22 protein-coding genes and 1 other RNA gene are annotated in these 24273 nt (G+C 67.5%); 12 read left to right on the top strand and 11 right to left on the bottom strand.

The annotated features are described in order from the left end of the window. Window positions 1-15: 15 nt before the first annotated feature. The 4 genes from G6N18_RS01890 to G6N18_RS01875 are packed head-to-tail and all read left to right on the top strand — an operon-like array spanning window position 16 to window position 3319. Window positions 16-921, top strand: coding sequence for a TIGR01777 family oxidoreductase (locus G6N18_RS01890; RefSeq protein WP_083000752.1), 906 nt, complete (start codon window positions 16-18; stop codon window positions 919-921). A gap of 10 nt (window positions 922-931) precedes the next feature. Then, a complete protein-coding gene (gene lipB, locus G6N18_RS01885) occupies window positions 932-1630 on the top strand; it encodes a lipoyl(octanoyl) transferase LipB (RefSeq protein WP_083000753.1) in 699 nt (232 codons plus the stop codon). Beyond that, complete coding sequence (gene lipA, locus G6N18_RS01880; protein ID WP_083000755.1) at window positions 1630-2562, top strand: lipoyl synthase; 933 nt, start codon at window positions 1630-1632, stop codon at window positions 2560-2562. Before lipB ends, lipA begins: the two co-directional genes overlap by 1 nt. 4 nt (window positions 2563-2566) lie before the next feature. Then, complete coding sequence (locus G6N18_RS01875; RefSeq protein ID WP_067226676.1) at window positions 2567-3319, top strand: DUF4191 domain-containing protein; 753 nt, start codon at window positions 2567-2569, stop codon at window positions 3317-3319. 127 nt (window positions 3320-3446) lie between these two features. On the opposite strand, the gene G6N18_RS01870 is transcribed toward G6N18_RS01875, so the two are convergent. After that, window positions 3447-3929, bottom strand: a complete 483-nt coding sequence (locus tag G6N18_RS01870; protein WP_067226672.1) for an RDD family protein — start codon at window positions 3927-3929, stop codon at window positions 3447-3449. Between the two features lie 169 nt (window positions 3930-4098). Here G6N18_RS01870 and glnA (G6N18_RS01865) point away from each other — a divergent pair, with 169 nt between their 5' ends. Both glnA (G6N18_RS01865) and G6N18_RS01860 read left to right on the top strand, forming a co-directional pair. Next, complete coding sequence (gene glnA / locus G6N18_RS01865) at window positions 4099-5535, top strand: type I glutamate--ammonia ligase (RefSeq protein ID WP_067226669.1); 1437 nt, start codon at window positions 4099-4101, stop codon at window positions 5533-5535. Between the two features lie 150 nt (window positions 5536-5685). After that, the gene (locus tag G6N18_RS01860) at window positions 5686-6240 is read left to right on the top strand and encodes a DoxX family protein (RefSeq protein ID WP_083000756.1); all 555 of its coding nucleotides are present in this window, start codon (window positions 5686-5688) and stop codon (window positions 6238-6240) included. On the opposite strand, the gene G6N18_RS01855 is transcribed toward G6N18_RS01860, so the two are convergent. Genes G6N18_RS01855 through G6N18_RS01825 form a run of 7 tightly spaced genes read right to left on the bottom strand, consistent with a single transcriptional unit; the run spans window position 6234 to window position 16675 of the window. After that, window positions 6234-7094: a TIGR03619 family F420-dependent LLM class oxidoreductase gene (locus G6N18_RS01855; RefSeq protein ID WP_083000841.1), complete on the bottom strand. Its 861-nt coding sequence runs from the start codon at window positions 7092-7094 to the stop codon at window positions 6234-6236. The two genes, G6N18_RS01860 and G6N18_RS01855, sit on opposite strands and share 7 nt — an antisense overlap. Then, window positions 7091-7726, bottom strand: coding sequence for a PaaI family thioesterase (locus G6N18_RS01850; RefSeq protein WP_083000758.1), 636 nt, complete (start codon window positions 7724-7726; stop codon window positions 7091-7093). The genes G6N18_RS01855 and G6N18_RS01850 overlap by 4 nt, the downstream gene beginning before the upstream one ends. Window positions 7727-7744: 18 nt before the next feature. Continuing rightward, window positions 7745-10717 (bottom strand): bifunctional [glutamine synthetase] adenylyltransferase/[glutamine synthetase]-adenylyl-L-tyrosine phosphorylase, encoded by a 2973-nt coding sequence (locus G6N18_RS01845; protein ID WP_083000760.1) that lies wholly within the window; start codon window positions 10715-10717, stop codon window positions 7745-7747. Between the two features lie 25 nt (window positions 10718-10742). Further along, window positions 10743-12083: a type I glutamate--ammonia ligase gene (glnA, locus tag G6N18_RS01840; RefSeq protein ID WP_059098876.1), complete on the bottom strand. Its 1341-nt coding sequence runs from the start codon at window positions 12081-12083 to the stop codon at window positions 10743-10745. 51 nt (window positions 12084-12134) lie between these two features. Further along, entirely contained in the window at window positions 12135-13661 is a 1527-nt protein-coding gene (locus tag G6N18_RS01835; protein ID WP_083000762.1) for an alpha/beta hydrolase, read from the bottom strand. Between the two features lie 59 nt (window positions 13662-13720). Continuing rightward, window positions 13721-15238 (bottom strand): alpha/beta hydrolase, encoded by a 1518-nt coding sequence (locus G6N18_RS01830; protein WP_179962348.1) that lies wholly within the window; start codon window positions 15236-15238, stop codon window positions 13721-13723. Window positions 15239-15283: 45 nt separating this feature from the next. Then, complete coding sequence (locus tag G6N18_RS01825) at window positions 15284-16675, bottom strand: WS/DGAT/MGAT family O-acyltransferase (protein WP_083000763.1); 1392 nt, start codon at window positions 16673-16675, stop codon at window positions 15284-15286. 160 nt (window positions 16676-16835) lie between these two features. Between G6N18_RS01825 and panB the strand changes: the two genes are divergently transcribed. Beyond that, on the top strand, window positions 16836-17669 hold the full coding sequence (gene panB, locus G6N18_RS01820) for a 3-methyl-2-oxobutanoate hydroxymethyltransferase (RefSeq protein WP_083000765.1): 834 nt from the start codon (window positions 16836-16838) through the stop codon (window positions 17667-17669). Between the two features lie 28 nt (window positions 17670-17697). Here the strand turns inward: panB and G6N18_RS01815 are convergent, their stop codons facing one another. Then, on the bottom strand, window positions 17698-18477 hold the full coding sequence (locus tag G6N18_RS01815) for an enoyl-CoA hydratase/isomerase family protein (protein ID WP_083000767.1): 780 nt from the start codon (window positions 18475-18477) through the stop codon (window positions 17698-17700). A 64-nt stretch (window positions 18478-18541) separates the two neighbouring features. On the opposite strand from G6N18_RS01815, the gene G6N18_RS01810 reads away from it, so the two are divergent. Further along, the gene (locus tag G6N18_RS01810; RefSeq protein ID WP_083000768.1) at window positions 18542-20014 is read left to right on the top strand and encodes a CYTH and CHAD domain-containing protein; all 1473 of its coding nucleotides are present in this window, start codon (window positions 18542-18544) and stop codon (window positions 20012-20014) included. Window positions 20015-20027: 13 nt separating this feature from the next. Here G6N18_RS01810 and rnpB read toward each other — a convergent pair. Further along, an RNA gene (gene rnpB / locus G6N18_RS01805) (RNase P RNA component class A) lies at window positions 20028-20433 on the bottom strand. A 60-nt stretch (window positions 20434-20493) separates the two neighbouring features. Here rnpB and G6N18_RS01800 point away from each other — a divergent pair. The 3 genes from G6N18_RS01800 to G6N18_RS01790 are packed head-to-tail and all read left to right on the top strand — an operon-like array spanning window position 20494 to window position 21895. Further along, window positions 20494-20949, top strand: a complete 456-nt coding sequence (locus G6N18_RS01800) for a helix-turn-helix transcriptional regulator (RefSeq protein ID WP_083000770.1) — start codon at window positions 20494-20496, stop codon at window positions 20947-20949. 10 nt (window positions 20950-20959) lie between these two features. Then, window positions 20960-21397, top strand: coding sequence for a VOC family protein (locus G6N18_RS01795; RefSeq protein ID WP_067221311.1), 438 nt, complete (start codon window positions 20960-20962; stop codon window positions 21395-21397). After that, on the top strand, window positions 21398-21895 hold the full coding sequence (locus G6N18_RS01790; protein WP_083000772.1) for a methyltransferase family protein: 498 nt from the start codon (window positions 21398-21400) through the stop codon (window positions 21893-21895). 25 nt (window positions 21896-21920) lie between these two features. Here the strand turns inward: G6N18_RS01790 and G6N18_RS01785 are convergent, their stop codons facing one another. After that, window positions 21921-23414: an HNH endonuclease signature motif containing protein gene (locus tag G6N18_RS01785; RefSeq protein ID WP_083000773.1), complete on the bottom strand. Its 1494-nt coding sequence runs from the start codon at window positions 23412-23414 to the stop codon at window positions 21921-21923. 141 nt (window positions 23415-23555) lie between these two features. On the opposite strand from G6N18_RS01785, the gene G6N18_RS01780 reads away from it, so the two are divergent. Then, window positions 23556-24272 carry a 2OG-Fe(II) oxygenase gene (locus tag G6N18_RS01780; protein ID WP_083000775.1) on the top strand — a complete coding sequence of 239 codons (717 nt, stop codon included), beginning with the start codon at window positions 23556-23558 and terminating at the stop codon, window positions 24270-24272. Window position 24273 lies beyond the last annotated feature (1 nt).

Raw genomic sequence — 24273 nt, 5'->3', positions numbered from 1 at the left:
AGGCTTACGCCTGTCGTGTCCGAAGCCGTCATCGCGATCGCGGGATCGTCCGGTCTGATCGGCACGGCGCTGGTGTATGCGCTGCGTGCCACCGACCGTCGGGTGCTGCGCATCGTGCGGCGCGCACCGTCCAACGCCGACGAGGTGTTCTGGAACCCGGACACCGGCGAGTTCGACTCTCAGACCTTGGCCGGGGTGGACGCGGTGGTCAACCTGTGTGGTGTCAACGTCGGCGAGAAGCGGTGGTCGGGCGCGTTCAAGCAGAGCCTGCGTGACAGCCGCATCGGACCCACGGAGGTGCTCGCGACCGCGGTCGCCGAGGCCGGTGTACCCGTGCTCGTCAACGCCAGCGCGGTCGGCTTCTACGGCGACACCGGCTCGCAGATCACCGACGAGAACGCGCCCGCCGGCGAGGGGTTCCTCCCCCACCTGTGCGTCGACTGGGAGGCCGCCACCTGGGCGGCGCGACAGGACGGCGCCCGGGTCGTGCTGGCGCGCTCCGGCCTGGTGTTGGCCCAAGGCGGCGGAATGCTCAGCCGGCTCAAACCGCTGTTTTCCCTGGGGCTGGGCGCCCGACTGGGCAACGGCCGCCAGTACATGCCTTGGATCAGCCTGGAGGACGAGGTCCGCGCGCTGCTGTTCGTGATATCGCACGACGAGCTGTCCGGCCCGGTCAACCTCACCGGCCCCGCCCCCGTAACCAACGCCGAGTTCACCGCGGCGTTGGGCCGCGCGGTCAACCGTCCGACACCGCTAATGGTTCCGGGATTCGCGCTGCGCACCGTACTCGGGGAGTTCGCCGACGAGGGGCTGCTGGGCGGTCAGCGCGCCATTCCCGCGGCGCTCGAGCGGGCCGGATTCGTCTTCCACCACAACACCATTGGTGAGGCGTTGGCGTTCGCCACCGCGCCGCGGGAGTAGCGTCGGTGTCGTGACGGGTTCGATTCGGTCGGTGTCGACGCAGATCGACGTGCGCCGGCTGGGCTCGATCGACTACCAGGAGGCCTGGCAACTGCAGCGCCAGATCGCCGACGAGCGCGTGGCGGGCGGACCGGACACCCTGCTGCTGCTCGAACATCCGCCGGTGTACACCGCCGGACGGCGCACCCTGCCCAGTGAAAGGCCGAGTGCGGCCGCCACCCCGGTCATCGACACCGACCGCGGCGGCAAGATCACCTGGCACGGACCCGGGCAACTGGTGGGCTATCCGATCATCGGTCTGGCCGAACCGCTCGACGTCGTCAATTTCGTTCGGCGTCTTGAGGAATCGTTGATCAAGGTCTGCGCCGATCTCGGCGTGCACACCGGACGCGTCGAGGGCCGATCCGGGGTGTGGGTGGCGCCCGCGGCGAGCCGCGAATCCGGTACCGATGCCAAGGGGCCAGCGCGCAAGATCGCCGCAGTGGGCATCCGGGTGTCGCGGGCGACGACCATGCACGGGTTCGCCTTGAACTGCGATTGCGACCTGTCTGCGTTCTCGGCGATCGTGCCGTGCGGCATCTCCGATGCCGGGGTCACTTCGCTGACGGCTGAACTGGGGCGGCGGGTCGGCGTCGCGGACGTCATCGGGCCGGTGGCGGACGCTGTTGCGGACGTCCTGGACGGGCGGCTGAGGGTAGCGTTGACGTAGTGACCGTGACTCCTGAAGGCCGCAAACTGCTGCGTCTCGAGGTGCGCAACGCCGAGACGCCGATCGAGCGCAAGCCGCCGTGGATCAAGACCCGCGCGAAGATGGGCCCGGAGTACAAGGAACTCAAGGCGCTGGTCAAACGCGAAGGACTGCACACGGTCTGCGAAGAAGCCGGCTGCCCCAACATCTTCGAATGCTGGGAGGACCGCGAGGCCACCTTCCTCATCGGCGGCGAGCAGTGCACCCGTCGCTGCGACTTCTGCCAGATCGACACCGGTAAGCCGGCCGACCTCGACCGTGACGAACCGCGCCGGGTGGCCGAGAGCGTGCAGGCGATGGGGTTGCGCTACTCGACCGTGACCGGCGTGGCCCGCGACGACCTGCCCGACGGCGGCGCCTGGCTGTACGCCGAGACGGTGCGGGCGATCAAGGAACTCAACCCGAACACCGGCGTGGAGCTGCTGATCCCCGACTTCAACGGTGAACCGGCCCTGTTGCGCGAGGTCTTCGAAGCGCGCCCAGAAGTGTTGGCGCACAACGTCGAAACCGTTCCGCGGATCTTCAAGCGGATCCGGCCCGCATTCCGCTACGAGCGCAGCCTGCGGGTGCTGACCGCGGCTCGCGACTTCGGGTTGGTCACCAAGTCGAACCTGATCCTCGGCATGGGCGAGACGCCCGATGAGGTGCGCAGCGCGCTGACCGATCTGCGCGACGCGGGCTGCGACATCGTCACGATCACCCAGTACCTGCGGCCGTCGGTGCGTCATCACCCGGTGGAGCGCTGGGTCAGGCCCGAGGAGTTCGTCGAGCACGAGCGATTCGCCCAAGGGCTGGGATTCGCCGGAGTGCTGGCCGGACCGCTGGTGCGGTCGTCGTACCGGGCGGGCCGGCTGTATGCCCAGGCGAAGGCGACATCGAACTCCGTATCCTGAACCAATGGCGAAAACGCGTAACCCCGAGGCCGTCAAGGCCGCGAAGGCCGAGGCCAAGGCGGCCCGTAAAGCGGCGTCCAAACAACGCCGCAGCCAACTGTGGCAGGCGTTCCAGATCCAGCGCAAAGAGGACAAGCGGCTGCTGCCGTACATGATCGGCGCATTCGTGCTGATCGTCGCCGGCTCGGTGGCGCTCGGGATCTTCGCGGGCGGCTTCACCACCTACATGATGATTCCGCTGGGCATCGTGCTCGGCGCGTTGGTGGCGTTCATCATCTTCGGCAGGCGCGCGCAGAAGTCCGTCTACCGCAAGGCCGAGGGCCAGACCGGCGCGGCGGCGTGGGCACTGGACAATCTGCGCGGCAAGTGGCGGGTGACGCCCGGTGTCGCGGCAACCGGCCACTTCGATGCGGTGCACCGCGTGATCGGCAGGCCCGGGGTGATCTTCGTCGGCGAGGGCTCGCCGACGCGGGTGAAGCCGCTTCTTGCGCAGGAGAAGAAGCGCACCGCCCGGCTGGTCGGCGACACCCCGATCTACGACGTCATCATCGGCAACGGCGAAGGCGAAGTGCCGCTGGCCAAGCTGGAGCGCCACCTCAACAAGCTGCCCGCCAACATTACGGTCAAACAACTCGACGCGCTGGAGTCGAGGCTGGCCGCGCTCGGCACCAAGGTCGGGCCCGCCGCGATGCCGAAGGGTCCGCTTCCGACGCAGGCCAAGATGCGAGGCGTGCAGCGCACCGTCCGCCGCCGCTGAGTTCCCAGTTCCGCCGAGTTCTCAGTTCGGCCGAGTTCCGAGTTCCGAGTTCCGCCGAAACAGACGAAATGGTCGAAGTCCGACCGGATTTTCGACCAAAACGTCGGTTTGGGCGCCCGAGCAGAAGTTACCGACGGACCACCGCGGTGTTGGTGAACCGGTCCTGGTAGCCCCGAAAGTCCCGGTCGGTGAACAACGCGGGGATGACGAAGAACACCAGTAACCCGCGCACCGTGGCGCGGCCGATCCCGACGTGCATCCGGTGGTCGATCGAGGCGACCCGCAGGCCCAGCGCCCACTGACCGGGCGTGAAGCCGAACAACCGCACCGAGACGATGCCCAGCACCAGCCACACCACCGCGATCGACGTCGAGCCCAGCTGGCTGTACAAGAAGGCGTCGCGGCTGATGACGCCGATGCTCACCGCGAGCCCCACCAGCCCGTAGGCGATGAACCAGTCGATCATCAGCGCAGCGATCCGCCTACCGAACCGGGCGATCGAACCGGGGCCGGACTCCGGCAAACCGAGGCGCTGACCGGGATAGTCGTTGGGTCCAGCGTCGCTGGTCGGATCCGACCCCGAGAGCCAGGACCCCAGAGTTCGGGCCATACACTCAGGATAGGGCGGGACAACAGGTGGTCCACGGGAGCCCATCGGCCGCCGGCGACGAGGCACTGAGGTGAGATTGCGTAACTTCGGCGCAACATCCGGTTGACGACCGTGCAACATCGTGTCCTTAGCGTCAACCCGCGGGTTACCAGATAAAGGAGAGAACTCAGTGGCAGAAAAGACCGCCGACGACATTCTCAAGCTGATCAAGGACGAGGATGTCGAATACGTCGACATCCGGTTCTGCGATCTGCCCGGCGTCGTTCAGCACTTCTCGGTCCCGGCTACGGCCTTCACGCAGGATGTCTTCGAGGACGGCCTGGCGTTCGACGGCTCGTCGGTTCGCGGATTCCAGTCGATCCACGAGTCCGACATGATGCTGCTGCCGGACCCCGAGACCGCACGCATCGACCCGTTCCGCGCCGCCAAGACGCTGAACATGAACTTCTTCGTGCACGACCCGTTCACCCGCGAGGCCTACTCGCGCGACCCCCGCAACGTCGCCCGCAAAGCGGAGAACTACCTCGTCAGCACCGGGATCGCCGATACGGCCTACTTCGGCGCCGAGGCCGAGTTCTACATCTTCGACTCGGTGACCTTCGACTCCCGGATCAACGGCACCTTCTACGAAGTGGACTCCGAAGCCGGATGGTGGAACACCGGCGAACCCGTCGAGGCCGACGGCAGCGCGAACCGCGGCTACAAGGTGCGGCCGAAGGGCGGCTACTTCCCCGTCGCGCCGTACGACCACTACGTCGACCTGCGCGACAAGATGGCCACCAACCTGATCAATGCCGGATTCACGCTCGAACGTGGCCACCACGAGGTGGGCACGGCGGGCCAGGCTGAGATCAACTACAAGTTCAACACGATGCTGCATGCGGCCGACGACGTGCTGCTGTTCAAGTACATCATCAAGAACACCGCATGGCAGGCGGGCAAGACCGTGACGTTCATGCCCAAGCCGCTGTTCGGCGACAACGGGTCCGGCATGCATGCACACCAGTCGCTGTGGAAGGACGGCCAGCCGCTGTTCCACGACGAGTCCGGCTACGCGGGCCTGTCGGACACCGCGCGGCACTACATCGGCGGCATCCTGCACCACGCGCCGTCGTTGCTGGCGTTCACCAACCCGACGGTGAACTCCTACAAGCGCCTGGTGCCGGGTTACGAGGCGCCGATCAACCTGGTGTACAGCCAGCGCAACCGCTCGGCATGTGTGCGTATCCCGATCACGGGCAACAACCCGAAGGCCAAGCGCCTCGAGTTCCGCTGCCCCGACAGCTCGGGCAACCCGTACCTGGCGTTCGCCGCGATGCTGATGGCCGGCCTCGACGGCATCAAGCGCAAGATCGAGCCGCAGACGCCGGTCGACAAGGACCTCTACGAACTGCCGCCGGACGAGGCCGCCAACATTCCCCAGGCGCCCACCTCCCTGTCGGCGGTCATCGACAAGCTCGAAGAGGACCACGACTACCTCACCGAGGGCGGGGTGTTCACCGAAGATCTGATCGAGACCTGGATCTCTTACAAGCGCGAGAACGAGATCCTGCCCGTTCAGATCCGTCCGCACCCGTACGAGGTGGCGCTGTACTTCGACGTCTGAGCCGTCATCGTGGAACGGGGCCGGATGGTGCACGCCATCCGGCCTTCGTCCGCTTCGGGTAGTCGACGGCGTGCGAAGAGTCAGCGACGGTCCGGTAACGGTGCAGTTCAAGCCTTCAACAGAACGGGTCGGCGCGCGTAAGGTCGGTCCATGGCGACCAACTTCGACGCTCGTCTCGCGAGCTACTCCTCTCCAGCTTTGAGTGCATTCCGGATCATCGCCGGACTGCTGTTTGCGTTGCACGGTTCCCAGAAGTTGTTCGGCTGGCCGGTGGCCGCGCCGATGCCGATCGAGGCGGGTTCGTGGCCGTACTGGTGGGCCGGGCTCATCGAACTGGTGGCCGGCCTGCTGATCGCCGTCGGGCTGTTCACCCGTATCGCGGCGTTCATCGCCTCCGGCGAAATGGCCGTCGCCTACTTCTGGCAGCATTGGCCGCCGCTGGAAGGCCCGTCGAAGAGCTTCTGGCCGATGGAGAACGGCGGCGAGGTCGCCCTGCTGTACTGCTTCGGTTTCCTGGCCCTGGCAGCGCTGGGCGCCGGTGCCTGGTCAATCGATGCGCGACGCCGAGGCGCTGCCGGCGGGTACGCGGGTGCGCCACCCCGGCGAGTCGGCGCGGTCACTGCGAGGGAGGAGCAGTACGTCGCCACCGACGCGCCTCCGCGCCGGGGCGGGCTGCTCAGCCGTTTCCGCAGACCCCGCTACTGATCCAGGCCGAGGTCCTTGCGGAAACGCTTCATCCCGTCGATCTTCTCCGGAAGCGTCGCCTGCGGCCCGGCGTAGAACATCCACGGCATGGTCACAATGCCTGCTATTCCGCCCGCCTTGGCGCGCTCGTAATGCTCGGGGATGAACGCGTCGGTCAGCGGCGTGATGACCGTGAAATCGTCCATCGTCAAACCCTTTTCGGCGCGTAGCTCACGTAGCTTGGCGACACGTTCGAGCGCCCGGTCGGTGGTGATGAGGTCGCCGATCCAACCGTCGTGGCGCGCCGCGCGGCGCAGCGCGATATCCGACAGCCCGCCCACATACACCGGAATCGGCGGGGGCGTCGGCTCCATCTCCAGCCGGGGCGTCTGGTAGAACTCGCCCTCGAATTCCGTCCACCCGGGCTTCCACAGTTCCTTCATCAGCGTGAGCATCTCGTCGGTGCGTTTACCGCGCCGCGCGAACTGCTGGCCCATCAAGGTGAACTCTTCTTCGCACCAGCCCACGCCGATGCCGAGTTCGAGCCGACCTCCTGCCAGAACAGCCGCGGTGCCAATCGATTTCGCGGCCGAGTACGGGTCGCGCATTGCGGGCAGGTACACGGTGGTGACGAACCGCAACCGCGAGGTCACCATGGCCAGCGCGCCGATCAGCACCCACGGGTCGGGCCAGTCGGTGAAGGCCTCCCAGCGCCGGCTACCGTCCTTGGTGTAGGGATACGGCGTCTGCAGCGTCTCCAGGTTCACGACGTGGTCGGGAATACCGAGACCGTCGTAGCCGAGATCATCTGCGGCTCTGGCGATTTCGACGATCTCGCTGGTGTCCAGGAACGCCAGGCTGACGTAGAACTTCACCCGGCGTCCCGGGCCCACGCCGGCCGGATGAAGACACCCTCGGCCTCGACCGTGGGGCCCTCGGCGTCCATCAGGTATCCGCGGGCGAATGTCTTGACGCCCTCGGACCGCTCCACGAACGCCTCCGCGCGCAGCCGGCCCAGCGGGGTTCCGCGCAGATACCGAAGCGAGATGGTGCCGGTGAACTTCGGCTGCGTGAGGCCTTCGCTCGCGGCCTCACCCAGCAGGTGGTCGAGCACCAGCGCGCAGATACCGCCGTGAACCCAGCCCGGGGGGCCTTCGTAGGCGCCGCTCAGCGTGAACTCACTCCAGCAGCGCCCGTCCTCCTCATGCTGGATGACCATCGGGGGCGCGATCGCATTGCGCAGTCCCACAGCGGGATTCGCCCACGCCAGGGGTCGTCCGGTGAGCTCGTGACGCAGCGTACTGGACACCGGGCGCTGCCTGCTCTCGAGAATGTCGGTGATAGCTTCGATCCTCGCTTGTGCGTCGGCGACCGCGGCTTCGTCGATCTCGGTGTGCAGGCTCGCATAGATCAGTTTGCGCACCGCATCGGTCAGCGGGCCGTACAGGGCCCGCTGTCGCTGATACTCCTCCTCGGTGATCACGTCGAACCCGAAATCCATGCTCATGCGTTCATCCACTCCGTCTCATCCACCGAAGACCTTCTTGACCACAGCTTTCGCCCGGCGCGTCACCCGCAAATAGTTGTCGAGGAACTCCCCGCCATCGTCGGTGTCCCAACCCGCCGCCACCGCAACGGCATTCAACTGGCGGCCCGGTCCGGGTAGCTGGTCGGTCGGCTTGCCGCGCACCAGCACCAGCGCGTTACGCGCACGGGTCGCGGTCAGCCACGCTTGGCGCAGCAACTCGACGTCGCCCTCAGCGATCAGCTCGGCGGCGCCGATCACGTTGAGCGACTCCAACGTCGAGGTGTTGTGCAGCGCGGGCACTTCGTGCGCATACCGCAGCTGCAGCAACTGCACCGTCCACTCGATGTCGGTCAGGCCGCCGCGGCCCAGTTTGGTGTGAGTGTTGGGGTCGGCGCCACGCGGCAGCCGTTCGGCGTCCACCCGCGCCTTGATCCGCCTGATCTCCTGCACCGCTTCGGCCGACACTCCGTTCGGTGGGTAGCGGATCTTGTCGATCGCCAGCAGGAACCGCTCCCCCAGGTCGAGATCGCCGGCCACGCGATGGGCCCGCAACAGCGCCTGCACTTCCCACGTCTGCGCATACCGCGCGTAGTAGGCCTCATACGAGGCGAGGGTCCGCACCAGCGGGCCGTTGCGGCCCTCGGGCCGCAGGTTCGCGTCGACCTCCAGCGGCGGGTCGGCGCTGGGCGTCCCGAGCAGCGTACGCACCTGCTCAGCGATCGTCGCCGACCATTTGACCGCGGCCGACTCCTCAACTCCCGCTTCGGGTTCGCACACGAACATCACATCGGCGTCGGAGCCGTAGCCGAGCTCGCCCCCGCCCAGCCTGCCCATCCCGATCACCGCGATGCGGGCCAGCGGCCCCCGGTCACCAGTGTTGGCGCGAATCACCGCTTCCAGCGCGGCCTGCAGCACCGCAACCCAGACCGACGTCAGCGCGCCGCAGACCTCGGTGACTTCCAGCATGCCGAGCAGGTCGGCCGAGGCGATGCGCGCCAGTTCGCGCCTGCGCAGGGTGCGTGCGGCCGCGATGGCGCGCTGCGGATCGGAATACCTTGCGGCCGAGGCGACCAGCGCCCGCGCCACGGCATCGGGTTCGACGTCGAGCAGTTTGGGGCCGTTGGGGCCGTCGGCGTACGACTGGATGACCTCCGGTGCCCGCATCAGCAACTCCGGAACGTACGCAGAGGTGCCCAGCACCTGCATGAGCCGCTTGGCGACGGCTCCCTCGTCCCGCAGTGTTGCCAGGAACCACCGTTGTTCGGACAGCGCATCGCTGATGCGGCGGTAGGACAGCAGACCCGCATCCGGGTCGGGTGTGTCGGAGAGCCATCTGAGCAGCGTCGGCAACAGAATCTGCTGCACGCGGCCACGACGGGCGCTGGTTCCGGTCAGCGCGGCCAGGTGCGTCAATGCGCTCTGCGGCCCTTCGTATCCCAGCGCCGCCAGCTGCCGTTCGGCGGCCTCCTGTGTCATGCCCTCCGAAATACTCAGTGCCGGTTGTCCGACCGACTCCAAAAGCGGTTGGTAGAACAGCTTCTCGTGCAGCCGCGACACCCGCAGGCTCTGGCGCTTGAGCTCTTCGCGCAGCACGCCGAGCGCATCGCGCGTGCCGTCGGGGCGCACATGGGCGGCCCTGGCCAGCCAGCGCAGTGACTCGTCGTCGTCCTCGTCGGGAAGCAGGTGGGTGCGCACCAGGCGCTGCAGCTGCAGGCGGTGCTCGAGCAGCCGCAGGAACTCATACGAGGCGGTGAGGTTGGCAGCGTCGTCGCGACCGATGTATCCCCGCTGACCGAGCGCGGCCAGCGCACCGACCGTCGAGGCGACGTGTAGCGCCTCGTCGTTGCGACCGTGCACCAACTGCAGCAGTTGCACGGCGAATTCGACGTCGCGCAGCCCGCCGGTGCCGAGCTTGATCTCGCGCGACCGCTGCTCGGCGGGCACCAGTTCCTCGACGCGCCTGCGCATCGCCTGCACCTCGGGGACGAAGTCCTCGCGCTCGCTCGCGGTCCACACCATCGGCATCAGCGCCTCGACGTAGGCCCGACCCAACTCCGCGTCACCGGCGGCCGGTCGCGCCTTCATCAACGCCTGGAATTCCCACGTCTTGGCCCACCGCTGGTAGTACGCGACGTGCGATTCCAGGGTGCGTACCAGCTGACCGTGCTTGCCCTCGGGCCGCAGCGCCGCGTCGACTTCGAAGAACGCGTCGGCGGCGAACCGCATCATCTCGCCCGCCACCCGGGTGGCGATCCGGAGGTCGGACTCGGCCGCCTCCCCTACCACAAAGATCACGTCGACGTCGCTGACGTAATTCAGTTCCCGCGCACCGCATTTGCCCATCGCGATGACCGCCAGCCGCGGCGGCGAGTCGGCGCCTGCGGTCTTGAGCGCCAGATGCAGCGCGGCGGCCAGTGCCGCATCGGCGAGATCGGACAGGTGCTCACCGACGGTCGAGAACGGCAGCACCGGTTCGTTCTCCACCGTCGGTGCCAAATCCAGAGCCGCCAGCACCAGCAGCCGGTCGCGGTAGAGCTTGCGCAGCGGCTGCAGTGCCTCCGCAGTGTCCGAAGCCTCGTCGGCGCGCGCCACGAACATCTCCCGCAAGTCCTCGGCGGCCGGCAACCCGACGTCACCGGCGAGCAGGCGCCAGTTCTCGGGATGGCCGACGAGGTGGTCCCCGAGGGCGAGCGAGGAACCCAGCACACCGAACAGTCGGCCGCGGAGGCCGCGGTCGGTGAGCAGCGTCCGGTTGAGTTGGTCCCAGCCCGTGTCCAACGCCTCGGCCAGCCGGACCATCGTGTGCAGCGCGGTGTCGGCGTCGGGTGCCCGCGACAGCGACCACAGCAGCTCCACGTGAGCCTCGGAGTTCCAGCCCAGTCGGTCCAGGTCCGCAGGCGCGGACGGTTCGACCAGTCCGAGCCGCCCTACGCTCGGCAGCTTCGAACGCTGCGTCGCAGGTTTGGCCACGAGAGAAAGGTAGCGCGAGCTCCGGTCAGAGAGACAAGTAGGCCTTCAGCTCGAACGGGGTGACGTGGCTGCGGTAGTTCTCCCACTCCGCGCGCTTGTTGCGCAGGAAGTAGTCGAAGACGTGCTCGCCCAACGCCTCGGCGACCAGCTCGGAGTTCTCCATCTCGGTGAGCGCCACGCCGAGGCTGCCCGGCAGCTCCTTGTAGCCCATCGCGCTGCGCTCCTCCGGGGTGAGGGTCCAGACGTTGTCCTCGGCCTCGGGCGCCAACACGTAGTTCTTCTCGATGCCGCGCAGCCCGGCCGCCAGCAGCACCGCGAACGTCAGATACGGGTTGCACGCCGAGTCGGGGCTGCGCACCTCGACGCGCCGCGACGAGGCCTTGCGCGGGGTGTACATCGGAACTCGCACCAGCGCCGAGCGATTCGCGGCGCCCCACGAGGCCGCGGTCGGCGCCTCGCCGCCGTGCACGAGGCGCTTGTAGGAGTTCACCCACTGGTTGGTGACGGCACTGATCTCCTTGGCGTGCTCGAGGATTCCCGCGATGAAGGACTTGGCGACGTCGGAGAGCTGCAGCGGGTCGTCGGGGCTGTGGAAGGCGTTGGTGTCGCCCTCGAACAGGCTCATGTGGGTGTGCATGGCCGAACCGGGGTGCTCCGCGAACGGTTTCGGCATGAACGACGCCCGCACCCCGTCACCGAGGGCGACCTCCTTGACGACGTAGCGGAAGGTCATCACGTTGTCGGCCATCGACAGCGCGTCGGCGTAGCGCAGGTCGATCTCCTGCTGGCCGGGGGCGCCCTCGTGGTGGCTGAACTCCACCGAGATGCCCATCTGCTCGAGCGCATCGATGGCGTGGCGGCGGAAGTTGGGGGCCGAATCATGCACGGCCTGGTCGAAGTACCCGCCGTTGTCCGCGGGCACGGGCGCCGAGCCGTCGTCCTCACCGGGCTTGAGCAAAAAGAACTCGATCTCCGGGTGCACGTAGCAGGAGAAGCCGAGATCGCTGGCCTTGGCCAGCTGCCTGCGCAGCACGTGACGCGAGTCGGCCCACGACGGCGACCCGTCGGGCATGGTGATGTCACAGAACATCCGCGCCGAGTGGTGCCGGCCCGAGCCGTCGGCCCACGGCAGCACCTGGAACGTCGACGGGTCCGGGCGCGCGACCATGTCGGCTTCCGAGACCCGCGCGAAGCCCTCGATCGCCGAGCCGTCGAAGCCGATGCCCTCCTCGAACGCCCCCTCGAGTTCGGCCGGGGCGATCGCGACCGACTTCAGGTATCCGAGCACGTCGGTGAACCACAGCCGGACGAAGCGGATGTCGCGTTCCTCCAGCGTGCGCAGCACGAATTCCTTCTGCCGGTCCATGACCGCAGCGTAGGCACCGGCTGTTAAATCTGTGTTACACGGCGGCTGCTATCAACAGCGCAGTCCGGCCGGCGGGACGACCGAGCGGACCAGGAAGTCGACCACCGCGGTGTCCACGCACGCGTCGCCGTTGAACACCACCGTGTGCTGCGTGCCGTCGAACGTGATCAGCCGAGCGTCCATCTGGCGGGCGAGGTCGACGCCCGCCTGGTACGGCGTGGCCGGGTCGCCGGTGGTCGATACGACGACGACCTTGCCCGGCCCGGGCGGCGTGGCCGGGTGCGGCGTCGAGGTGGGCGGCACCGGCCACATCGCACACACGTCGCGCGGGGCGAAGCCGGTGAAGGTGCCGTAGGACAGGAATGGAGCGACCTCGCGGATCCGGCGGTCCGCCTGGGCCCACGCGGCCGGCTCGCTCGGATACGGCGAATCCACACAGCCGATCGCGGTGAACGCGTCCTGCTGGTTGGTGTAATGCCCGGCTTCGTCGCGGCCCTGGTATTCGTCGGCGAGCAGCAGCAGGTCACCGGCGTCCGTGCCGCGCTGCAGGCCGAGCAGGCCGCTGGTGAGGTACTTCCAATACCGCTGCGAGTAAAGCGCGTTCACCGTTCCGGTGATCGCGTCCTGGTAGCTCAGCCCGCGCGGGTCCGAGGTCTGGCCCGGGCGCTGGACCAACGGGTTGACCAGCTGGTGGTAGCGCTCGACGAACCGGGCGGGGTCGGTGCCCAGCGGGCAGCCCGCCGACTCGGCGCAGTCGGCCGCATAGGCGTCGAACGCGGCCTGGAAACCGGCCATCTGGCGGATCCGGCCGTCGATCGGGTCGAGCTTCGGGTCGATCGCGCCGTCGAGCACCATGGCCCGAACCCGGTCGGGATACCGCTCGGCGTAGGCGGCGCCGAGCTGGGTGCCGTAGGAGAACCCGAGATAGTTGATCTGGTTCTCGCCGAGCGCGGCCCGCACGACGTCCATGTCCTGAGCCGAGGTCACGGTGCCGACGTTGGCCAGGAACTCGGTGCCCATCCTGTCCACGCATGACTGCACGAACTGCTGGTACAACCGCTCGATGTGCGCGACACCGGCGGGGCTGTAATCGGCGAGCGGTTCACGCCGGAACGCATCGAACTCTTCGTCGGTGCGACAACGCAATTCGGGTGTCGAGTGCCCGACGCCCCGCGGATCGATGCCGATGAGGTCGAAGCGGCGGCCGATCTCCGAGTCGGCCAGCGCGGCGCCCATGCCCGCGACGGTCTCGACCGCCGATGCGCCCGGCCCGCCGGGGTTGACCACCAGCACGCCGATCCGGTCGCCGGTGGCCGGCACCCGGATGACGGCCAGCTGCGCTTGTGCGCCAGCCGGTTTCGCGTAGTCGACGGGCACCGAGACGGTGCCGCAGCGAGCGGCCGGAATAGCCGCGGTCTTCTTGGCGCCGATGAAGTGTTCGCATCCGCTCCATTCCGGCGGCTGCCCATACGCCTGCGCGGATTGACCTTCGGGACTCGCCGAACTGACCGGACAAGCGATGACGGCCACCGCAGCGAACGCGGACACCATCCGCCCCATCCGCCACATGGCTGACATCGTTGCATGCCGACCGCTGCGCGGTCTCTACTCTCGATGCAACGGTGACCCGGCCGTGATCAGGCAGACGAACACGTGGTGCCAGGCGCGGGCAACGTCAGGTCGACGAGATAGCGCGCGGCGATGTCGTCGACGCACTGGTTGCCCTGGAACACCACCGTGTGCTGAGTTCCCTCGAACGTCACCAGCGCGCCGCCGAGTTGGTCGGCCAGTTCCACACCGGCCTGATACGGCGTTGCCGGGTCGTTGGTCGTCGACACCACGAGTGTCGGCGGCAGCCCGCTGACTTCGATCTCGTGCGGTTCGCTGGTGGGTGGCACCGGCCAGAAGGCGCACGTGCTCAGCGGGGCATGACCGGTGAACTCGCCGTAACTCATGAACGGCGCGGCCTCCCGGACCCGCCGGTCCTCCTCGACGGCCTTGGCGCGGTCGGTCACCGCGGGCTTGTCCACGCAGTTGATCGCGACTCGCGCGTCGGTGGAGTTGTTGTAGTGGCCCTGCTCGTCGCGGCCCATGTACAGGTCGGCCAGCGCGAGCATGGTGTCGCCGGTGCCCCTCTTCATTTCGCTCAGCGCCTGGGTGAGATGCCGCCACAGGTTCGGCGAGTACAGCGGCAGGATCGTGCCCACGATCGCGTCGGAGTAACTGAGGCCGCGCGGGTCCCGCGTTTCGAGCGGTTGCTCCACCAGCGGGTCGACCAGGCTGTGGTAGACCTCGGTCGCCTTGGCCGGGTCGGTGCCCAGCGGACACGTCGGGCTCTTCGCGCAGTCGGCGGCGTAGTCGTTGAACGCGGTCTGGAACGCGGCGGCCTGCCGGACGTTGGCCTCGGTCGGATCGGCGTTGGGGTCCACCGCGCCGTCGAGGACCATCGCCCGCACCTTGTCGGGGTAGTTCTCCGCGTAAGTGGCACCGATGCGGGTGCCGTAGGAATAGCCGAGGTAGGTCAGCTTCTCGTCGCCGAGCGCCTGTCGCATCGCTTCGAGATCCTTGGCCACGTCGACGGTTCCGACGTTGGCGAGGAACTCCTTGCCCATCTTGTCCACGCAGCGTTGGACGAACGCCTTGGTCTCCTTCTCGATCTCGGCGACGCCCTCGGGCGAGTAGTCGACTTGAGGTTCGGCCCGCAACCGGTCGTTGTCGGCGTCCGAGTTGCACCACAGTGCCGGGGTGGAGTTGGCGACGCCGCGGGGATCGAAGCCGACGAGATCGAAGTGCTGGCGCACCGACTCCGGCAGCGAGCCGACGACGTTCGCGGCGGCTTCAACGCCGGACTCGCCCGGCCCACCGGGATTGATGATCAGAGAACCGATCTTGTCGCCGGTCGCCTTGAACCGGATCATCGCGATACGGGCGACGTCACCGTCGGGCTCGTCGTAGTCCACCGGCACCGACAACATCCCGCACTCCGCGCCCGCCGGGACGCGCGACTCGTCGGTCTTCTCGGTCTGGCACGCCCGCCAGTCGATCGGGGTACCGGGCGGAGGCACCGCGACGACGGCGCGGCCGTCGACCAGATGGCTGCAACCGGTGGCCGCGAACAACACAGTGGCCGCGAGGACCCCCAGCTTGGCGTTCATGGCTCCACATGCTGCCATGGACACCCATCGGCCCTGGCTAAGCCACTATCGCGTGGCGGCCAGCAACTCGTCGAGCGCCACGGAGAAGTCGTCGGCCATGTCCCACAGATCAGGCAGCAACTCCGGGCAACCCACAATGCCGACGTTCAGCGATCCGGTCAGCGACATCACGGTGATGTTCAGCCCCGAGCCGTGGAAGATCGGCCCCAGCGGGTACATCGCCTTGGCTTCGCAGCCCAGGTAGTACAGCGGCACCTGAGGGCCCGGGACGTTGGAGACGACGAGGTTGTGCACCGGCCTGGCGCCGCTCAACCGGCTCGCCGCGTAGACGCGCATCGCGACACCGAACACCGCGGGGGCGGCGAACTGTGTCCAGTCCTGCAGCAGGGTGGCGCCTATGGCCGAACTGTGTTGTTTCGCAACGGAATTCGCTTCGGCGATGGATTTGAGCCGGGCCGCCGGGTCGTCGATGTGCGTCTCCAGTCGCGAGAACATGCCCGACACCTGGTTGCGGCCCGGCCGATCGGACTTGTCGTGCACCGACACCGGCACCATTGCGACGAGCGAGTTCTCCGGCAGTTCCCCACGGTCGGCCAGGAACTTGCGCAGCACACCGGACACCAGCGCCAGCACCACGTCGTTCAGCTTGACCCCGAAGTGGTTCTTCACGGTCTTGACGTCCTCGAGATCCAGTTGCGCGAACGCGATGTTGCGGTGACCGGTCACGTTGGTGTTGAACGCTGTCCTCGGCGCGGCGAACGGAGGCGCCATCGACAGGCCGGAGCGGGCCCGGCGCACGGTGTCGACCACCGACGACAGCGTCATCGGCAGCGCGTTGACCAGCTTCAGCGGCCGGGTGGCGAACTTGACGGCACCGGTGACGGCGATCTCCAGGGAGCTCGCGTCGCCGGGACCGTCGACCGGATCGGGCGGCGGTGCGTCCGGTTCGGTGCTGCACAACTGCGACATCAGGTTGGCGCCGGTGACCCCGTCGACCCCGGCGTGGTGCACCTTGGTCATCACCACGAGCCGCCCGCCGTCCTGCGGATCGGTGCCCTCGACGTTCTCGATCACCCACTTCTCCCACAGCGGACGGCTGCGGTCGAGCGGCAGCGCCGCGAGGTGGCCGCAGAAATCGGCGAGCTCCCGGCGGCCGCCGGCTCCGGGCAGGCCGATGCGATGCAGATGGCGGTCGACGTCGAAGTCCTTGTCTTCCACCCAAACCGGATGGTCGAGGTTGAAGCGGCTGTCGGCAAGCTTCTCGCGGAACTGTGGCATCGCCTTGATCCGCTGATTGAACGCGTCCCGGAATCGATCGAAGGTGTAACCGCCGGGCATTGTCGAGGTGTCGAGTTCGAGTATCGAGCACACATGCAGCGGCTGCTGCGCGGTTTCGAGGTACAGGAAGCTGGCGTCGAGCCCGCTGAGCCGTTGCATGCGCCGATGTTATGCCCGGCGGCGGCCGGTGTGAGGAAATCCACTCAACAGGGCTTTCACCATCTCGCGCGCGAAGTGGCAGACTGGGGGCGTCAGACGAACCCGGGGACCGATTTCGGCCTCGAGGATTCGACCCGACTCACCCGCTTGGGGGACATCGATGTCTGAGCAGACTGTCTACGGCGCTGCCTCCGCACCGCGGAGCAAGATCCGCACCCTACATCTGCACAAATGGAAGGCCGAAGGCCACAAGTGGGCGATGCTCACCGCGTACGACTACTCGACCGCGCGCATCTTCGACGACGCCGGTATCCCGGTGCTGTTGGTCGGCGATTCGGCCGCCAACGTCGTCTACGGCTATGACACGACCGTGCCCGTGAGCATCGACGAGCTGATCCCGCTGGTGCGCGGTGTGGTGCGCGGCGCCGCGCACGCGCTGGTCGTGGCCGACCTGCCGTTCGGCAGTTATGAAGAAGGCGCTCGCCAAGCTCTTTCCACGGCCACCCGATTCCTCAAGGAGACCGGCGCGCACGCGGTCAAGCTCGAGGGCGGCGAGCGCGTGGTCGAACAGATCGCGACGCTGAGCGCGGCGGGCATCCCGGTCATGGCGCACATCGGCTTCACCCCGCAGAGCGTCAACGGGCTGGGCGGGTTTCGCGTGCAGGGCCGCGGTGACGCCGCCGAGCAAACCATTCACGACGCCATCGCCGTGCAGGAAGCGGGCGCCTTCTCCGTCGTGATGGAGATGGTGCCGGCCGAACTGGCCACCCAGATCACCGGCAAGCTGACGATCCCCACCATCGGAATCGGCGCGGGCCCGAACTGCGACGCGCAAGTGCTGGTCTGGCAGGACATGGCCGGGATGACCAACGGCAAGACCGCCAAGTTCGTCAAGCGCTTCGGCGATGTCGGCGGTGAACTCCGCCGTGCCGCAGAGCAATATGCCGACGAGGTGGCCGGCGGGGTGTTCCCCGCCGACGAGCACTCGTTCTGATTCCTCTGGCCGCGCCGGGTGACGGCGCCTACTGAAAGGCTGGCTTGCGCTTGGCCAGAAAGGCGTCGACGCCCTCGACGCCGTCGCTGGAAACCGCGCGTTCGGCGATGAGCCGGCTCTCGAACTCCATCTGCTCCTCGAGTCCGTTCATGAACGTCCCGAGCAGCAGCTGCTTGATGCCGCCGTTGGAACCGGCTGGGGTGGCGGCCATTTGATCGGCCAGCTTCGCGGCCCGGTCGGCCAGCTCGGCGTCGGCAACCACCTCGGTGACCAAACCCCATGCCGACGCCTCCTGCGCGGAGAGGGTGCGGTTGGTCAGCATGAGCTCCTTGGTCTTGGTGATCCCGATGAGCCGCGGCAGGTAGTACGACGCGCTGCCGTCGGGGCTCAACCCCACCCGGGTGTAGGCCATCGTGAACGACGCGGACTCCGCGGCCAGCACCAGATCGCCGGTCACCGCGATCGAGAACCCCGCGCCCGCCGCGGTACCGTTCACCGCGGTGATCAGCACCGCGTTCATCCGTGCGAAAGTCGATATCGCCCGGTGCAGATCGTCGGCGACGCCCTTGATGTGAGAGCCCCGGTCCGCCGCTGACGCGAACGACTTCAAATCTCCACCGGCGCAGAAGAACCGGCCCGATCCGGTGAGCACGACGACCTTGGTCGCGTCGGTATCGCATTGCTTGGCGGCGGCGGCCAGTTCACGAGTCATGGTGGCGTTCATGCCGTTTGCCGCGTCCGGCCGGTTCAGCGTGATACGGGCGATGGCGCCGGTGTGCTCGAAGGTCAACGTTTCGTAATCGGTCACAGGTGGACCCTATCTTCGGGGCGCTCCCCCGTGTTCACCCGCATGTGGCAATCTGTCTCGCACCATGGGCAAATCCAATGACCAGTCATCGCGGCATCTCGAGGTCGAGCGCAAGTTCGACGTCGTCGATTCGACCGTGACACCGTCATTCGACGGTTTGTCGTCGGTGGTGCGCGTCGAACGCGGACCGGCGCACCGGCTGGAAGCCGTGTACTTCGACACCCCGGACCACGGCCTAGCGGCGCGCCGCATCACGCTGCGCCGCCGCACCGGCGGTGCCGACGCCGGATGGCATCTCAAACTTCCGGCCGGTCCCGATGCCCGCACCGAGGTCCGAGAGCCCCTCGGCGAAGCGGACGAGGTGCCCGCGACGCTGCGTGACGTCGTGCTGGCCATCGTGCGTGACCGCCCGCTGGGGCCGGTCGCGCGGATCTCGACCCGGCGCACCGTGGACCTGCTCTTCGGTCCCGACGGGACACCGGTGGCGGAGTTCTGCGACGACGAGGTGACCGCTGCGGCGGAGCCGGGCGGCCACGAGCAGGCTTGGCGCGAATGGGAACTGGAGCTGGCCGGCGGCGCCGACCGCGAACTGCTCGACCGGTTGTCCAACCGACTGATCGACGCGGGAGCCACTCCGGCGGCCAGCGGTTCCAAACTGGCGCGGGTACTGGCCGAGTCGTCGCAAGCCGAGGCGGTTCGGAGTCCGGCCGATCCGGTGCACCGGGCGGTGGCCGAACAGGTGGAGGAGCTGATCGAGTGGGACCGTGCGGTCCGTGCCGACGTCTTCGACTCGGTACACCAGATGCGGGTGACGACGCGCAAGATCCGCAGCCTGCTGCAGTCGGCACGCGACTCGTTCGGCATTTCGGACGACGCGTGGATCCTCGACGAACTCCGCCAGCTCGCCGGGATCCTCGGCGTGGCGCGTGACGCGGAAGTGCTGGCCGAACGCTACGAGCAGGCGCTCGATGAGCTGCCCGAGGAACTGGTCCGTGGCCCGGTGCGGGAGCGGTTGGTCGACGGCGCCAAGCGGCGCTATGCGGCCGGGCTGCGCCGGTCACTGATCGCGATGCGCTCGCAGCGCTACTTCCGGCTTCTCGATGCGCTCGAAGGCTTGGTGGCCGCCGAACCGGCGCTGCAGGACGAGCAGGAGCACGGCCAGGCGACGATCGACGCGGCCTACAAGCGGGTGCGTAAAGCGGCCAAGGCCGCTGCCGCGGCGGACACCGAAAAGGACGAAGCGCTGCATCGAATCCGCAAGGGCGCCAAACGCCTTCGCTACACCGCCGCAGCAACCGGCGCAGCCAAGGTGTCGGATCGGGCGAAATCCGTTCAGTCGCTGCTCGGCGACCACCAGGACAGCGTGGTCAGCCGGACTCATCTCAGTCAGCAGGCCGAAGTCGCGCACGCCGCAGGCGAAGACACGTTCACCTACGGCGTGCTCTACCAGCAGGAGGAAGGCGTCGCCCAACGCGCGCGCGAGCAGTTGGACGGCGCGTTGAAGAAGCTGGCCAAGGCGGTGCGAAAGGCGCGGTGACCGGCCGGCGTGGCGGATGAGTTGGCCTGTAAGCCGGATTCTGTCCCTCACCACCGCAGCTGACCGCGGCGGCGAGGTGGCGACCATCCATCTGGACACACCGTCGCCGGGTGCCTCGAGCGGCCTACCCGCAGGCTCGGGCGAGCAACCCTCGGGCGCCTGCGCGGCCGCAACCAGGTTGCGGCCTTCTTGGCCTTGCTTCGGGTGGGGTTTGCCTAGCCACTCCGGTCACCCGGAATGCTGGTGCGCTCTTACCGCACCGTTTCACCCTTACCACCGTCACCGGTGGCGGTCTGTTTTCTGTGGCACTTTCCCGCGAGTCACCTCGGATTGCCGTTAGCAATCACCCTGCTCTGTGAAGTCCGGACTTTCCTCGAAACCGAGGCGAACCTCGATTCCGCGGCCGCCCAGCCAACTCATCCGCGCATACAACGTACTGCCTGTCGCCGCTGTTCCGCGAGTTGGACATACTTATGCCTATGGCGCAGGTTCCTCCGGCGCGCTATCTCATGCGCGCCAAAGATCTGGTCGACGCGCGCTATGCCGAGCCCATCACCGTCGACGACCTAGCCGCCGCGGCCGGGTTGTCGCGGGCGCATTTCAGCCGGATGTTCACTCGCACTTTCGGCGAATCGCCGCATTCCTATCTGCAGACCCGGCGGCTGGAGCGGGCAGCGGCACTGTTGCGGTACACCGACCGCTCGGTGGCCGATATCTGCGTGATGGTCGGGTTGGCCAGCGTCGGATCGTTCACCACGTCATTCGCCCGGGTGTACGGCAAGCCGCCGGCGGCCTACCGCGCCAGCATGCCGCCGGCCTCCGTGCACGCCCGGGTGCCCAGCTGCGTTCTCAAACGCGACACCCGCCCGCCCGCCGACAGTCGGGTCCGCAAGACAGCACACGGGGAGAAGACGGGCCGGCGACCGGCGTCGTAGCGTCGTGCCCATGTTGAGAATCGCGAGCGCCCAGATATGGGTTCACGACCAGGACGTGGCATTGAAGTTTTGGACCGAGAAGGTCGGAATGGAAGTGCGCCAAGATGTTTCGCTTCCCGATGAGAACACGCCGTTCCGGTGGCTGACGGTGGGCCCGCCGGGACAAGACGACTTTTCGCTGGTCTTGATGGCCGTGCCCGGCGCGCCGGTGATGGACGAAGCCACCCGTCAGCAGGTGCTCGATCTCACCGCGAAGGGGTTCGCCGGCACGGTATTCCTCACCACCGACGACTGCCAGCGCTCCTTCGAGGAACTGAGAACTCGCGGGGTGGAGTTCACCGAGGAGCCGCACCAGATGCCGTACGGCATCGATTCCGGCTTCCGTGATCCGTCCGGAAACAGCGTGCGGCTCACCCAATTGACGGACTTCCCGGCCCATACTGGTTGAGTGCGAAAACCGGCCGCCGCGATCAGTTCCGCGGCGTTCTTCGTGGTCGCGCCCGGCACCTTCGTCGGGCTCGGCCCGTGGCTGATCACCCGCTGGGATCTTCCCGATCCCGTTTCGGCGTGGCGGCTGGCACTGGGCGCTGTGTTGGTGGTCGCGGGCCTTGTGCCGCCGGTGCACGCGTTCGTCGAATTCGTGAGGGCCGGTGGCACTCCGATGCCCGTCGCGCCAACCGAACGACTGGTGGTGACGGGCTTCAACCGGTTCATCCGCAACCCGATGTATGCCGGTCTCATCACGGCGATCCTCGGCCAGGCAGTGCTGTTCGCGAGCGTGTGGCTGGTCGTCTACGCCGTGATCGCATGGGCTGTCACGGCCTCGTTCGTGCGCTGGTACGAAGAACCGACCCTGGTTCGCACCTATGGGCAGCAGTATGAGGCCTACCGCGGCAACGTACCCGCGTGGATTCCCCGACTGACGCCGTGGACGCCACCGGCCTAGCGGTGGCCTACATCCGGCTTCGGCGCTAGAACGGCGGCGGACGGTCGCGTTCGGCGAGGCGTGCGGCGGCGTGGGTTTCGTTATGCAAGCGTTCCTCGGCGATGGCTCGGGCGCGATCCGCTGCGCGGGTTTGCTTGCGGCGGGGCATCTTCAACCCGCGGGTGTTCGCATCAGCTGCTGCTTCTGCCGCGGCGACGAGTGCGGGGTCGACCGGTGCGGTGGGCCGGCACAGTGCGGGGAACAGCACCTTCGAGCCGGGACAGGTGGTGATCCGCTGACCGTGGCGTGAGGTCCAGATGACTGTGCCATCCGGATGCTGTTCATCACGCCAGCCACCAAACGTTTTCAGTAAGTGATGTTTTCGGCACAAGCACTTCAGATTCGACGCCTGTGTCGGCCCGTGCGGATAGGCGATCGTATGGTCAAGATCGCAATGATCGGCTGGCTCGTCGCAGCCTGGGAACCGGCACGTCAGATCCCGGCATCGCACGAACCACGCCAATACCGCCGACGGAATGTAGCGCGCCTCGGGCGGGCTGTCGCCGGGATGAACAACCGGTTTCAGTTTGGCGCTGCCGACCAGCTTGGAAGCCAGCAGCGGAGCGGGCAGCATTCCCCGGCCCATCAGATACCCCGGGTCGGTGGCGGCCGGGCCAGTCGGTTCGCCCGACGGGCGTGGCGCTTCCCCGTCCAAGTGCGCCGGAGTGTCATCGGTCAATGACTCCTCGCGAGCCACCACATGAATTACCACCGCACTCGTGGTCGCCGCGGCGGCCTCACAGTCCTCACTGCCGCAAGCACACTGCAGGCGATCGGCGCCGCGGCCCCACGCGCCCAACGCATCCGAACGGCGCTGATCGACCGTGCGCGGATCAGCGTCGCAGACCGCGGCGGCCATCGCATCCAGGCGCTGATCCAAGGCCTCAGTGTCGGTGGCCAGCAACGACCCCTGAATCGAGGCGGTGCCCGATCCATCGTCGGGGTCATAGATATCGACGTAGCGGTCGCGGGCATGAGCTTCGCTGCGCCGCACCGCGGCCGGGTCGTAGCGATCCACCCAGTAGTCGATCGCGCTGTGCAGCTTGCCCACCGACAACGATCCCCATCCGCCGATCTGGGCGGCCAGCTCGGTGTCGACCTTGGCCATCGCCTCGGCATCGCGAATCAGCCGGGTTCGCGCCGCCACCTCGGCGACCATCCGATACGAGACCGCCCCGGTGGCGAACACCTCGGCCACCCGCGGTAACCGGTGCCGCAACTCATCGGCGATCAAGAGCTGATGCGAGGCCACCCCCAGCGACACGCCTTGGGCGGCCGCGACCTCCGCGGCGGCCATCGACCAGTTGTCGATGCACCACTGTTCCCGATCCACCGCCCCAGCCTCCGACAGCAGCCGCTCGAGCACCTCAGCGCTGGCGAGCAGCCGGCGCGCGCAGGCGGCGTTTTCCACCCGCGCCCACCTCCCCACCGCCGCGGCACCCCGAGTACCCACGGCCGCCGCCACAAGCTGATCGAACATATGTGCGACGTTACGCCGCTCCACTGGCTCAAACTTCTTGGCAGACGCAACCTGTGGATGAATTCGAACTTGGGGACAACCCTACGAAATGTCTGCGATGAGCAGATCTCACGATCCGCCGCCGGCGAGCGTCTACCTGGTATGGCGCAGACGAAATGGCGCACTCGCGTGGACTCCGGCGACTGGGAGTCCATCGCCGCTGAACTCGACGCCACCGGCGGTGCTCTGCTTCCCCGGCTGCTCACGAAGGGCGAAGCGGCGGAGATCAGGAGCCTCTATCCCGCCGACGACATGTTCCGCGCCACCATCGACATGGCTCGATATCGCTTCGGGGAGGGCGAATACCGCTACCTCCGCCAGCCGTATCCCGAACCGGTCGGAGCGCTCAGGCGGGCGCTGTATCCGCGACTGCTCCCGATCGCGCGGGACTGGTGGAACAAGTTGGGTCGTCCGACCCCGTGGCCGGACAGCTTCGACGACTGGCTCGACCAGTGCCACGCCGCCGGCCAGACGAAATCGACGGCGATCCTGCTCAAATACGGACCCGGTGACTGGAACGCGCTACACCGAGACCTCTACGGCGACTTGGTGTTTCCGCTGCAGGTCGTGATCAACCTCAGTGAACCGGGCATCGACCACACCGGCGGCGAGTTCATCCTCGTCGAACAACGCCCCCGCGCCCAGTCCCGCGGCACCGCCACGCTGCTGCCGCACGGGCACGGATTTGTCTTCACCACCCGCGAGAGGCCCGTGCGGTCCAGCCGCGGCTGGTCGGCCGCCCCCGTGCGCCACGGTGTTTCGTTGGTGCGCTCGGGTGAGCGCTATACGCTCGGGCTCATCTTTCACGACGCGAAGTGAC

Origin of the sequence: Mycolicibacterium celeriflavum (genome assembly GCF_010731795.1) — a bacterium.
GTDB lineage: Bacteria > Actinomycetota > Actinomycetes > Mycobacteriales > Mycobacteriaceae > Mycobacterium > Mycobacterium celeriflavum.
Note: the sequence above shows the minus strand (reverse complement) of the source record. Positions and strands in the feature narration are given on the sequence as shown.